The sequence below is a fragment of the Rhodoligotrophos sp. CJ14 genome (assembly GCF_038811545.1).
Lineage (GTDB): Bacteria > Pseudomonadota > Alphaproteobacteria > Rhizobiales > Im1 > Rhodoligotrophos > Rhodoligotrophos ferricapiens.
The window spans coordinates 4,252,278-4,265,308 of record NZ_CP133319.1; the positions used below are offsets into that span (position 1 = coordinate 4,252,278).

Consider the following 13,031-nt stretch of genomic DNA (forward strand, 5'->3'; position numbering starts at 1 on the left):
CGCCGTCGCCGCAACGCAGTTACAGCCGCCGCCGTGGGTTATAGGGGCTTTCGGGATTGACATCGAGATCCACGTCCTCGACGCAGGTCTGCCTGGTGCGGTGACGTGACCCTGCATGCCAGGGCCCGTCCCGAAGCTGGATCTCGGTCACGTCAGCAAGATGGATACAGCGCCAGTCGCCCCCAGGCGGCAGCGTGGTTGTGCTCTCGCCGGCAAACTGATAGGCGAGCGCGCGCTCTTGGCCCCTGGTATGGCCCAGCACGATCGGGCAAAGCTCCCGCTTAAACCCCTTCGCTACGCAAACGACCTGCTTTCGCTCAGCCATGGCCTTGGCAAACAGCTTGTAAGTGGAACTCGGCATGGATCCATGTCCGTTGAAGCCTGATCCCAGGATATAAGGCTAAGCAGCGGTAGAGTTCCGGGGAATCAGGCATACGCCTATCCGCGATGCCCGGCAGCCTCCTCTCGCCCAGCGAGTTCCTCGCCCTGCCGCTCGAGAATTTTCGCAACCCGTTCGGCCGGAAATCCGGTGCGCAGCAAGGCGGGTCCCGTATTGGCAACCTCGCGATAATCGGCGATGAGCCCGTCTCTGAGCCGCATGATGGCGACCCCCTCGAACATCACGCGCCGTCCCTGGGCTTCGAGAAAGGTGGAGATGTAGCTGAAGACATAGCGTGTATAGAGCATGCGCCCGTCAGTGACCGGATCATGCATGTCCCAGCGAAATTCCTTGGCGTCCCGGTGGAACCAGTCGTCGATCAGCTCGGCGATCCGGGCACGGCCCTGAAACGAGCCATAGAACGCATCATGATAGATCCCATCCTCGGTGAAGAGCTGCGCGAATGATCGTCCATCCCGCCGTTCGACCGCATCGGTGAAGGCGCTGAGCAAGGCATCAGGTGTCATATTGCTTCCTCCCGGGCAAACCCTTGTCCAGGAGAACGCGTGCCCTGTCAGCCGTCAATGGGAAGCGTGTTTGCGAGCATCCCGTCAGGTACCGCAGAATGTCTTGAGCACCCGCTGATGCGGCTCGGGCGGGTTTGCGTACTGCGCAAATTCCGGCTGATCTTCGAAGGGCTTCGTCAGCACCTGGAGCAGCTCTTCGAACGGCGCGTAATCCTTGCGGTCGACCGCCGCCGCAAGCGCCGCCTCCACCCGATGATTGCGCGGAATGAACATGGGATTGACCGCCCGCATCGCCTTGCGGCGGGTCTCTGCATCCTGCGGCTCGGCAGCGAGGCGCTCTCGCCAGCGCTTGGCCCACTCATCGAAGACGGCGGGATCGGCAAACAGGGCTCGGGCGCGCTCATCCTGTGCCAGGTCGGCGGATGCATCGCTGAGCGCCCGGAAGGTCAGGGTGAAGTCGGCCCCGTTCTTCGCCATGGCTGTGAGCAGATCCTGGGCGAGCGTAAGGTCATCCTCCTGTGCGGTAAACAGGCCGAGCTTGCGCCGAAGCCCTGCCTCATAGGCGGATTTGAACTGCTCGGGATAGGCATCGATCGCCTCCTGTGCCATGGCCACCGCCTTGTCCTGATCATCGGAGAACAGGGGTAACAGGCACTCTGCCAGCCTCACCAGGTTCCAATGCACGATCTGCGGCTGGTTTCCGTAAGAATAGCGTCCGTGATAATCGATTGAGCTGAACACCGTTTCGGGGTCATAGGCGTCCATGAACGCACATGGGCCATAATCGATCGTCTCGCCAGCGATCGAGGTATTATCCGTATTCAACACCCCATGGATGAAGCCGACGAGCAGCCATTGCGGCACGAGTTCGGCCTGCGCCTTGACCACCGCATCGAGCAGCGCGCGATAGGGCTGTTCCGCCTCCGCTGCTTTCGGGTAGTGCCGCGCGATCACGTAATCCGCAAGCCTGCGCAGCCCCTCACCATCCCGGCGTACGGCGAAATATTGGAACGTGCCGATCCGCACATGGCTGGCCGCCACACGGGTGAGCACCGCGCCTGGCAGGAAGCGCTCGCGGATGACGGTTTCCCCCGTGGTGACTGCCGCGAGTGAGCGCGTTGTGGGAATGCCGAATGCGGCCATGGCTTCGCTGATCAGATATTCGCGCAAAACCGGCCCCAAGGCTGCCCGGCCATCCCCTCGCCGCGAGAAGGGCGTGGGCCCGGAGCCCTTGAGCTGGATGTCGCGGCGCACGCCATCGCGGGCCACGACCTCGCCGAGAAGGATCGCGCGGCCATCACCGAGTTGTGGCACGAACTGCCCGAACTGATGCCCCGCATAGGCCATGGCGATCGGCTCGGATCCGCTTGGAATGCGATTTCCTGCCAGCACCTCGACCCCTTCTGGGCTGCTCAGCCAATCCGGATCGAGGTTGAGCTGGCGGGCAAGTTCGCGATTCAGCCGCACGAGTTTGGGTGCGGTGACCGGCGTGGGTGCCACGCGGGCATAGAAGTGATCCGGCAGGCGTGCATAGCTGTTATCGAAATTGAAGGTCACGGGCTCTCGCAGATATCATCCAAAAGGGTCAGCCCGATCGGCCATGCCGCCGATGGGCGCAAGGGCTGCCAGCGGAACGCCAGCCTCTCAGAGATTGTTCCTATATTGCGGGAAAGCAAGGCAGACCTGCTCTGCAAGGAGCACAAACCGGCTGCGGAACCGAGGCATGCAATGAATGCTGAGCAACTTCGTCTTTTGAGCGACGAGCCCGCCTGGCCTGAGGGCTTCGCCTATCAGCCGGATCTGATCTCCCCTGAGGAGGAAGCAGCCCTCATCGAGAATTTCCGCGCCTTACCGTTTAAGGCCTTCGAGTTTCAGGGCTATCGCGGCAACCGGCACGTGGTCTCTTTCGGCTTGCATTATGACTTCAACACCAGCACCGTCCGGCCGGCAGAAGAAATTCCGGATATCCTGCTGCCGCTTCGCGCCGCCGCCGCGCGATTTGCCGAGGTCCCCGTCGAGACGATCAAGCATGTTCTCGTGACCGAATATTCGCCCGGCGCAGGCATTGGCTGGCATCGGGATCGGGCCATTTTCGAGGATGTAATAGGCATCTCGCTCGTCTCTCCTTGCCGCTTCAGGCTGAGGCGCAAGAGTGGCAACGGCTGGGAGCGAGCGGCCGTCACGCTCGCCCCGTGCTCGGCCTATTTGCTGCGAGGACCGGTTCGCACCGCTTGGGAGCACAGCATTCCACCCATGGAGCAGCTGCGCTACTCCGTCACTTTCAGAACCCTGCGTGAGCGAGACGATCAGCCCGCATAGATGGCGGTCCGTCTTCGGCCGAAATCGTGCTCCGCGACCAGGGAGACAATGGCCCGAGCGATCTTGCGGCCGCCCTGATCCGAAGGCTCGATGGCATTCGCGAAGTCCTGATCCTCATTGCATATGGTCCGAAGATCGAGCACGGGCACGCCGCGGATCCCGGCCTCCCGGATGATGCAGTCATTGAGCACCATCAGCGCCGTGGTTCCTACGGTGCGCTCGACCTGATCGGGATAGCGCGGATCATAGATCGTACAAACCGCTGCCGGTCGGTTCATCTGCCCGATCCCATCCAGCATGGCTTGGTAATCCCGGCAGAACTGTGCGCGAATACTGGCAAGCTTGAGCAGGCTTTCAGCAATGCTGCGCGAAGGCTCATCCAGCACTGATGCATAGGCGAGGGCGTCATTGCCACCGATACTGATGATCAGATGGGTCGCATCTTGAGAAAGACCGGCCATCTGCCGGGGAAGATCTGCCATGCGGCCGCCATCGACAGCGAGCAGACTTGCCTGCCAGCCGCTCGGCATTTGCTGGCGCAAGTGACCGATCACGTCGATGCCGCCGCCCACATAGGCCCCATTGTCGAAGACCGAATCACCCAATAATGCAATGTGGTCCATCGAGATGTTAACCTCTGCTCTGAGCTGACCACCGAGCGCCGTCGCCGTTAGAGACCCGGCGATGAACGACCGGCGCGACGGCCGATATCCGCCAGCAGAGCTCATGAACGCCCTCAAAGACGCAGCTTGCCAGGAGAATGCTGGCGGCTGCCGAGGGATCCCGTTGCGCGACAGTGTTTCGGGCGCTGGGCCACAGCCGTGGCGAGAGCCATCAGACAAATGCTTTCTCGAGGAACTCGCCTGCTCGGTCGAGGGCCCGTCGGGCGCTGACCAATTCCGCGCTGTTGAGCTGGAACACGTGATGCAGACGCTCCCAAATCTCCAGCTTTACCGGGACGCCTGCATTGGCCGCCAATCGGGCAAAGCGGAAGGAATCATCGAGCAGGATCTCGTCTGATCCGACTTGGATGAGCAGTGGCGGCAAGCCGGCGAAGCGGCCGAACAGCGGCGAAGCGCCGGGATGGCGCGGAAGGGCCGACCCGAGATAGGTTCTGGCAGCACCCACGATCATGTCCCGGTTGAGAAGCGGCTCGGTCACTCTTGGATCGCCCATCGAGGAGCCGCTCTGCGATAGATCGGTCCACGGTGAGAACATAACCCCCGCAACGGCCTGTGTCAGGGCCTTGTCGGCAGCGATTTGAGCCAGCGTCACCAATGCGAGACCACCGCCAGCGGAATCACCGACAAGAGCGATCTTGCTGAAGCCGCTTTCGGTCAACCAACGATAGGCCACGAGCGCGGTCTTCGGGGCTGCGGGAAAGGGCTGTTCAGGGGCGAGCGGATACTGGAGGGCGAAGGTCGCAGCCCGCGCCCGTGTGGCGATCTGGCTGGCAAAGCCGCGATAGGCGCGGGGGCTTCCCTGAATATAGGCGCCGCCATGCAAAAACAGGATGGCGCGATCCTGCACCGCGTTTTCCGGATGGCACCACCAGCCCTGAACCGGGCCACTGTCCACCTCTTCGAAGCGAACACCATCTGCCGCTGGCGACCTGCCTATGAAGCGGTCATAGATCTCGCGAGGCTCTCCCTGAGCTGTGCCCCAGAAACGGGCGAATGCCGCGCGCAATGCGGATTCCGCGTCAACATCCTGCTCCGCAAGAGCAACAATCTCCTGACGCAGGACATCGCGCTTGGATACAGTATTATCTTGTCTCATCGAGTAATATCCAAGAAAATTTCATGTGAATACAATACTGAACTCGTATTTATATTTGATGTGCCATGTCCCGTCCAGCGGCTCTGCCGATGACATGGGTACGACAAAATTGCCTGCGAATGGCAGGCAGGCTACTGAACGCTGGCCCTTCGCAGCTTCCGCAGCAGGATGCCTGCCGCCAGCGCGCCAGCGACGGCGAGGATGGCGCAGAGGCCGGTTGCCACCGCCATGGCCTCTGTGAAGGCAGCCTTGGCCATGGTGAGCAATCCGCTTGCAGCTCCGCTGAGTTCCTGTGCAACGGCCGCAGCACCGCCGAGACTGCCGCGTGCGGCCTCGAGCGATTGGGGCGGAAGGCCCGGCGCCAGCACCTCGCTCATGAGGCTCCGATAGACAGCCACGCCGATGCTGCCCAGGATGGCGATGCCAAGCACGCCGCCAAACTCGGCGCCGGTCTCGGAGATGGCGCTGGCGGCTCCCGCCCGTTCTGGCGGGGCTGAGCTCACGATGATGTCGGTGGTGAGCACGAAGGTCGGACCGAGGCCGATCGACAGGATCACCGTGCCGGCAATCAGCACCGGCAACCCGCCATGGCTGAGCTGGGTGAGCAGGGCCATGCCGATCGCCAAAAGGCCCATGCCGCTTGCAATCACAGTGGCGGGCGGAAAGCGCTGCACCACGAATGGTGCGAGCAGCGAGCCGGCTGTGATGGTGGCGGCCGAAGGCAGGCTCCACAAGGCGGCGGCCAGCGGGCTCAGGCCCAGCACCAGCTGCATATATTGCGCAATGAACAGGAACGTCCCGAACATCACCAGGCAGCCCAGGAGGTTGATCGTGAGCGCGGTGGAGAAGGCGCGCGTACGGAACAGCCGGAGATCGATCAGCGGATCAGCCAATTGCCCTTGGCGGCGGATGAAGGCAAAACCAAGCCCGATCCCCGCAACAACGAACAGGCCTGCCATGGCTGAGGGGCCATGCTCGGCGATCTGCTTCAGGCCGTACACCACCGACAGAACCGCCGCCAGCGAGAGGGCAGCGCTCAGGAGGTCGGCTCGTCCCGCATCGGGGTCGCGGTATTCGGGCAAGAGCCATGGCGCCGTGGCAAGCACCAGTACCATCACCGGCAAGGCCAGCAGAAACACAGATCCCCAGGGGAAGAATTCCAGGAGGATGCCACCGAGAATGGGGCCTATAAGCCCTCCCGCCGCATAGCTCGTGCCCCAGACGCTGATCGCCAAGGTGCGTTGCCGCTCATCCCGGAACATGTTGCGAATGAGCGAAAGCGTGGAGGGTGCGATTGTCGCCCCGGCAATGCCGAGCAGGGCGCGAGCGAAAATGAGCATCTCCGCCGTCGTGGAGATCGCGGCCAGGATCGAGGCGAGCCCGAAGGCTGCCGCCCCGGTCATCAGCAAAAGGCGTCGGCCGATGCGATCACCGAGGCTGCCCATGATGATCAGCCATCCCGCCACCATGAACCCGTAGATATCGACGATCCACAGAAGCTGGGTGGCGCTGGGCTTGAGATCGGCGCTGAGCGCGGGCACGGCCAGATTGAGGACGGTGAGGTCCATGGAATAGAGCAGGCACGGCAATGCAATGACCGCAAGCCCCATCCACTCCCGCGCCGTGGCTTTAGGCGGCACCTTATTGGGTGCCACGCCGTCGGGCGACACCTCTGCTATGCTCGCCCCGGACACTCCGGTCGACATGATCACTCCAATCAAGTAATGCCCCACTGGGGCCCAAGGCGCGGGTTCGCGCGGGCTCACAGCAGATCGCGCAACTTTGCTAGGCTTTCAAGGGGCTGCTATCTGCCATTGTTTCGTGAAGAGGACATGTCGCCTCTGCTTGCGGCCACCGGGTGATCGCCATCCGGCCGGCATCCGTGAGATCATAGACGCCGCGCTCGATGCGGACGAACCACCCATAGACATTGCGAAACAGGATCTTGGGCGCATCCGGGATTTCCGCCTTGAGATCCCTCGGCCGCTTGGGACCCTTGGCCAGCGCCGCCGCGCAGGCAAGCGCCTGTTGGCGATAAGCCGTCATGATCGGGCTGCGCGAGCCGCCGCCCACCATGGGGTCGCCTTGCCGACGGCGATGCTCGTCGACCAGTCGCGAGCGGCGTCGCGGGTCTTTGCGCGGCATGGCGGCGGCCGGGCTCACGATCACCTGAACTTGGCCATTGCCCGAAACCCCGAGCAGGCCGAAGCCGAGCCTGCGGCAGAGATTGCGGAACCGCGGATCACTCTCCCGTCCTCGCCCGCGGGTCGAGAGCTTTGCCGCAAGCCAGATCTCATCGCAAGCTGTGGCGCGATCAACGCCCTGCAGCACGAGCTCGAGATTGAAAGTAAGCTTCAACTCACCGATGACCACGATGGGCGGATCATCGCGCTTGAGCGCCACGAGATCGCATCCGCCCACCTCACCCTTGACGGTATAGCCGAGCTCTTCGAGAAAGCGCTTGACCGGGCGATAGAGGGCGGTTTCCAGAGCAGGTCTCCGTTCAGGGCGTCTTTACAGCTTGCTCTGGGCGTAACCAGGATTTGCCGCGAGCGCAACCGCCCTGCCTCTTGGAGGCGCACTCCCTGACCGGGCTTGTTCCCCTACGACAAGCCGGCCAGCCGGTTATGAATGGTGGTGGCGGCGATCGCCGCGTGCCCAAAGGCGACCGCGATCTGATTGAGCTCGTTCACGATGTCACCTGCCGCAAACAGACCTGGAACCGATGTCTCCTGATGCGGATCGGTGATGAGGCAGCCGGCCTCGTTTGCCTCCGCCCCGAGCGCCAGCGCAAGGTCGGTTCTGATCTCGGCGCCAAGGGCGGGATAAAGCACATCCACCCGATGCTTATGGCCATCTGACATGATCGCGGTGATGTCGTCGCCCTCAACCATCAGATCCCTGACCGGGTGGAAATGGCAGGCAATACCCGCTTCCAGCATCCGCCGGCATTCCTCTGCCGTGGCCTCCGTATCGGGACCCAGCGGAAGCACCGTCAGCCTGTCCGTGAAAGTGCGCAGGAATAGGGCCTTCTTCATTGCCTGGCGCATCGGTCCGAGCACGGCCACTGTTTTCCCGATGACCTCATAACCGTCACAGACCGGGCAAAGCCTCACATGCCCTTCCCGGAGGAGCCGCCCGAGGCTTGGCAGATCAGGCTGCCTGTCGAGAATGCCGGTGGCGAGAATGACTGTCCTGGCGATCACGTCCGAGCCATCGATTTCGGCCCGGAAGCAGTTCTCCGTGCGGGAAAGCTGGGCAACGGTGCCGGTCTTCAACTCGACCCCGTAGCACCGCGCCTGATCGCGTAGCCTGCGGAGCAGTTCCGTGCCGCCAATCCCGTCGGGAAACCCTGGAACATTATGCGAGAGCGGGATGAGGCTCGCCCGGCTCGCGCCCGCATCGATCACAAGAAATCGGCAGCGATAGCGCGCGAGGTAAATGGCCGCGGTAAGCCCCGCAGGACCCGCACCGATCACCAGACAGTCCAGCGCATTTGGGCTCATCATCGATTCTCTTGGGCCTGTCGCCGCCGATCACGCCGGGCTGCAATAGGCGCTGCCATCCTCCGCCCGGGCCGGCCGGTCGAGATACTTGCCGCGCGACGGTACGGCGACCCGGGGAAACTCGCGCGCAAGCTGGTCTAAAGCGCTGCGCATTTCGGCACCCTGCATCGGCTCCCCATGCCCCGTAATCACGAGCTCGGGTTTGAGCGTGGCAAGCTTTGCAACCGATTGGCCTGCCTTGTCCCATTCGGTGGTGAAATACATCGGCGGACCGTGCATCTCCGCGCGTTGGACAGCAACGGCATAGGCAGACTCCTGGTCCGTGGTGACAAACGCATCGCCCGCGATGAGCGCGCGGTCGCTTTCCCGCCACAGCGAGACGTGACCGACACTATGGCCGGGCGTGTGGATCCAGCGCCAGCCCGGCATATGCGGCACGGATCCATCCTCCGGTAAGGTGTGCAACCTATCCCCGAGCTGGATCGGCCCCTGCGGATAGAGCTTGGCAAGTGCCGCCATGGCACCACCCCCGACGCTTGGATCACCCGGCGGATAGGCGGCCTTGCCCTCGAGATAAGGCCGCTCGAGCGGGTGTGCATAGACTGGCACGTCCCATTCGGCCGCGAGATCTTCAAGCACCCCGACATGGTCGAAGTGCCCATGGGTGAGGATGATCGCAGCCGGCCGTCCCTCACCCCCGAAACGCTCGGCAGCCGCATCTTTGATCAAACCTTTGGTGCCGAAGAGGCCAGCATCAATGAGAACCCAGCGCCTGTCACCGGCTGCCGGCATCCCGGAGAAGATCACATTGACAATGCCGAGGCGCCGATAGGCGAGATCGGGGGCGATCTCATGGGTCTTGTCCCTGCGCGCTGCATCCAGTGCCGGATCGAGAGCACTCGCCTCTGGGGAGAGTGGAATTTGCTGTGCCATGGCTGACCCATATCTTCCGAACTCTGGACGAAACCTCCAGGCTCGCAAGCCGGTTCCCGCTTGGCGAGTCGGGAACCCGCCGGCACGTCCAGCGGTTCTCAGCGGGTCAATTGTCCCGATGAATGTTTGGCATCGCCGTGCGTAGACCGAAATGCCCCGAGAGCCCCGGCGGTCGGCGATGAAGCATCAGCCGGCACCGTCGCGCCTTGGCCTTCTGCCTGAGATTTCGCAAAGATCACCCTTGGGCGCGATCGCTGTCTCCGTGCTGACAGCCTGGCAGCAGGCTGGACCTGGTGGAGTTCTGTTCCTCTCTGCGGATGAGCGCCGCACCGAGCATTTGGGCGCTATGCTCTATGCCCTTGATCCTGAGTGTAACCCGCTGGTTTTGCCGCGATGGGATGCCTTGCCTTATGACGGAGGCCTGCCGGCGCGCGAGATCATGGGACGGCGCTCATCCGTCCTGCGCCGTCTGGCGGAGGGGTTGCCAAAGCCGCTGGTGATCACCACGGTCGACGCGGCGCTGCAGCGAGTACCCTACCGTGCGATCTGGCCCGATGCCACCCTGAGGCTCACGTCTGGGTTTGCCATCACCACAGAGGAGCTCCGCAGCTTCTTCCTTCGCACCGGCTACGAGGTCGATGCCCTGGTCGACGAGCCAGGGGAAGTTGCGATCCAGAGGCAGATGGTCGATGTCTATCCCGCGGGCGCTCTCGGACCGGTGCGGATCGGCTTGGCCAATGGCGAGATCGCCAGCCTGCAGAGCTATGACCCCACGACCCAGCGGACCACGGACGATCTGCCTGAGGTGGTGCTCGATGCTGCATCCGAACTTGCGGTCCTGAATCGGCCTCAATCTTCCTCCACGTCCGAAGTGGATGAGGATGCGCGGTCGGCCAACCTCGAGACCCTGTTCGATTACCTGCCCGGTGCCGTAATCATCCGGGATCACGACATCGATCGGCGCATGACCGCATGGCTCGAACAGGTTCGCGAGGCCTATGAGGGTCACAAGATCTTGCCCCTTGGGAACCGTCCTGTGGCAAGCGGGATCGCCATCCCACCGCAGGACCTTTATCTGGGCGAGGCGGAATGGCATGCCGCCTTCGCCAGGTCCGAGGTCCTGGATATTCCGAAAGCGCGCACCGAGCCCGGCGAAAGCACTCCCAAGTTTATCGCCGAGCGCAGCCCACGCAAGGCTCTGCAGACCTTCATTGAAAGCCAGCGAGCAAATGCCCGGCGCATCCTGCTGGCCGCGATCGATGAGCGCGATCTGAGGCGGCTTGAGCAGCGCGCTCGCCAGGCGGCGGGCAGTCCGATCGAGCGCTGCCCTGACTGGCATTCGGCCTTGGCGAGCTCTGCGGAAGTCGTGAGCCTCCAGGTTGATTTCGATGCGGGCTTTGTCATGCCGTCCCTGGGCGTTGCAGTCATTGCCGCGTCCGATGTGCTCGGCAGCAGGACGTCCCATGAAACACCTCTCGGTTGGCGCGAACGGGATCTCGCTGAAACCGAGGAAGTGCTGCGGCCGGGCGATGTGGTTATCCATCTCGACCGCGGCGCGGCGGTTCTGCGTGGCCTCGAGAGCGTCACCGCGCTAGACGTGGCGGAACAGGAGGTCATCCGGCTCGAATTCGCCAATGAGGCGAGCGTCATGGTGCCTGTTGAGGAGCTTGCGCTCATCTGGCGCTATGGCGCGGACGCGGAGATTACGCTTGATCGGGCCGACGGCGCCTCTTGGGTGAAGCGCCGGAACGCCCTCCAGGAGGAAATCCGGGAAACAGCGCAAAAGCTTGTCGCCCTGGCCAGCGAGCGTGAGGCCAAGTCAGCCCCGAAGCTCGTGCCACCCGTCGCCGAATACGAGCGCTTCGTTGCCCGCTTTCCCTATTTCCCGACCCCTGACCAGGCGCGTGCTGCCGAGGAGGTCCTGGCGGATCTCGCGAGAGGGCGGCCCATGGACCGGCTGGTCTGCGGCGATGTCGGCTTTGGCAAGACGGAGATTGCCCTGCGCGCGGCAGCGGCCGCTATCTTGAGCGGCAAGCAGGTTGCCGTGGCGGTTCCTACCACCGTGCTCGCGCGCCAGCATTACGAGACCTTCCGGCGCCGTTTCTCGGGCTTCAACGTCAAGATTGGTCAGCTGTCGCGCCTCACCCCCGCCGCGGAGAAGCGCGCCGTGAAGAAGAGCTTGCGCGATGGCACGCTCAATCTGGTGATCGGCACCCACGCTCTTGCGCAGAAGGATATTCGCTTTCACGATCTCGCTCTGGTCGTCATCGACGAGGAGCAGCGTTTCGGCGCGCGCCACAAGGCGACGCTCCGAGAGCTGGGTCAAGACGCGCATCGCCTTACCCTGACCGCGACGCCCATCCCGCGCACATTGCAGGCCGCGATCACGGGTCTGCAGAGCGTCAGCGTCATCGCAACGCCGCCCACCCGCAGATTGCCGGTTCGCACTCTACAAGCAGACCTCAGCGATGAGACGGTTCGCTCGGCCTTGATCTATGAGTGGCGCCGGGGAGGGCAGAGCTTCATCGTCTGCCCCCGGATCGAAGACCTCGAGCCGTGGCAGCAGCGTCTGGTGCAAGCAACACCTGAGCTTACCGCCTTCACGATCCACGGCAAGATGCCCGCATCTGACGTTGATGACGTCATGATGAGGTTTGCCGCCGGCGAGGGCGATGTCCTGCTGGCCACGAACATCATCGAAAGCGGGCTTGATCTGCCCCGCGCCAACACGATCCTCATCTGGCGCCCTGATCGGTTCGGGCTTGCGCAGCTCCACCAGCTTCGTGGGCGGGTCGGGCGTGGCGGCAGGCGCGGCTATGCGTATTTGATGCGGGACCCCCAGGCATCAGCATCCCCCCTATCTGAAAAGCGGCTTCGGGTCTTGCAGGAGCTGAACCAGCTGGGGGCGGGCTTCGACATCAGCGCCCGTGATCTTGATTTGCGCGGTGCTGGTGACCTGTTCGGGGCTGAACAGGCCGGCCATTTGAAGCTGGTGGGCCCCGCGCTTTACCGCCACCTTCTCGACGGGGCGCTCAGCGTGGCGCGCGGTGAGCCCTTGCCCGATGAGACTGTACCAGAGCTCAATATCGGGCTGAGCGGGCGGATTCCTCCAAAGTACATTGCCGACGAGGCTGTGCGTCTTGAGCTTTATGACCGGCTCGCAAAGGTCCAGCTGGATGGCGATATCGACACGATGGGCGAAGAGATCGCGGACCGCTTCGGGCCGCCCCCGCCGGAGATAGACCAGCTTCTTGGCCTGGCCAAGCTGAGGCTCGCCTGTCGCCGCTTCGGGATCAGCCGCCTTGATGTCGGGCCGCAGGGCATTGCGATCACCATCGCCGACGGCGCGCAGGCGCGCAGACACATCGAAAAGAGCAGCATTCCTGTCCGCTGGCGTGAGGGAAGGCTCATCGCCAAGGTCGGCAGCACCGCTGACGACCGTATCATCGTCGTGACCAAGGTCATCGAGCGCCTCTTGGGTTGAGCAGCCCGGGAAGCGACCTGGAACCTTTTTTTAGGCAGCCCGTTGAGCAAGGTTATGCCCGTGAGGTGGGAACCCCTGACTTTTCTTCACCTCCGAGCTATCCT

At 63.2% G+C, this 13,031-nt stretch carries 11 protein-coding genes; 2 read left to right on the forward strand and 9 right to left on the reverse strand.

Annotated features, from left to right (window positions below):
- Positions 1–19: 19 nt before the first annotated feature.
- The 3 genes from RCF49_RS19835 to RCF49_RS19845 form a co-directional block, all read right to left on the reverse strand.
- Positions 20–361 (reverse strand): hypothetical protein, encoded by a 342-nt coding sequence (locus tag RCF49_RS19835; protein ID WP_342641515.1) that lies wholly within the window; start codon positions 359–361, stop codon positions 20–22.
- 77 nt (positions 362–438) lie between these two features.
- Positions 439–906: a nuclear transport factor 2 family protein gene (locus tag RCF49_RS19840; protein WP_342641516.1), complete on the reverse strand. Its 468-nt coding sequence runs from the start codon at positions 904–906 to the stop codon at positions 439–441.
- Positions 907–990: 84 nt separating this feature from the next.
- Complete coding sequence (locus RCF49_RS19845) at positions 991–2,463, reverse strand: protein adenylyltransferase SelO (RefSeq protein WP_342641517.1); 1,473 nt, start codon at positions 2,461–2,463, stop codon at positions 991–993.
- 171 nt (positions 2,464–2,634) lie between these two features.
- On the opposite strand from RCF49_RS19845, the gene RCF49_RS19850 reads away from it, so the two are divergent.
- Positions 2,635–3,225 carry an alpha-ketoglutarate-dependent dioxygenase AlkB gene (locus tag RCF49_RS19850; RefSeq protein ID WP_342641518.1) on the forward strand — a complete coding sequence of 197 codons (591 nt, stop codon included), beginning with the start codon at positions 2,635–2,637 and terminating at the stop codon, positions 3,223–3,225.
- Here the strand turns inward: RCF49_RS19850 and RCF49_RS19855 are convergent.
- The 6 genes from RCF49_RS19855 to RCF49_RS19880 form a co-directional block, all read right to left on the reverse strand.
- Positions 3,213–3,953 (reverse strand): SGNH/GDSL hydrolase family protein, encoded by a 741-nt coding sequence (locus tag RCF49_RS19855; protein WP_342641519.1) that lies wholly within the window; start codon positions 3,951–3,953, stop codon positions 3,213–3,215. The two genes, RCF49_RS19850 and RCF49_RS19855, sit on opposite strands and share 13 nt — an antisense overlap.
- 106 nt (positions 3,954–4,059) lie before the next feature.
- On the reverse strand, positions 4,060–5,004 hold the full coding sequence (locus tag RCF49_RS19860; protein ID WP_342641520.1) for an alpha/beta hydrolase: 945 nt from the start codon (positions 5,002–5,004) through the stop codon (positions 4,060–4,062).
- A 131-nt stretch (positions 5,005–5,135) separates the two neighbouring features.
- Entirely contained in the window at positions 5,136–6,614 is a 1,479-nt protein-coding gene (locus RCF49_RS19865; RefSeq protein ID WP_432807418.1) for an MFS transporter, read from the reverse strand.
- 175 nt (positions 6,615–6,789) lie between these two features.
- Positions 6,790–7,494 (reverse strand): DUF2161 domain-containing phosphodiesterase, encoded by a 705-nt coding sequence (locus RCF49_RS19870; RefSeq protein ID WP_342644245.1) that lies wholly within the window; start codon positions 7,492–7,494, stop codon positions 6,790–6,792.
- A 113-nt stretch (positions 7,495–7,607) separates the two neighbouring features.
- Positions 7,608–8,513, reverse strand: coding sequence for an NAD(P)/FAD-dependent oxidoreductase (locus RCF49_RS19875; protein WP_342641522.1), 906 nt, complete (start codon positions 8,511–8,513; stop codon positions 7,608–7,610).
- Positions 8,514–8,540: 27 nt separating this feature from the next.
- Positions 8,541–9,443 carry an MBL fold metallo-hydrolase gene (locus tag RCF49_RS19880; protein ID WP_342641523.1) on the reverse strand — a complete coding sequence of 301 codons (903 nt, stop codon included), beginning with the start codon at positions 9,441–9,443 and terminating at the stop codon, positions 8,541–8,543.
- A 178-nt stretch (positions 9,444–9,621) separates the two neighbouring features.
- Between RCF49_RS19880 and RCF49_RS19885 the strand changes: the two genes are divergently transcribed.
- Entirely contained in the window at positions 9,622–12,927 is a 3,306-nt protein-coding gene (locus RCF49_RS19885; RefSeq protein ID WP_342641524.1) for a helicase-related protein, read from the forward strand.
- Positions 12,928–13,031 lie beyond the last annotated feature (104 nt).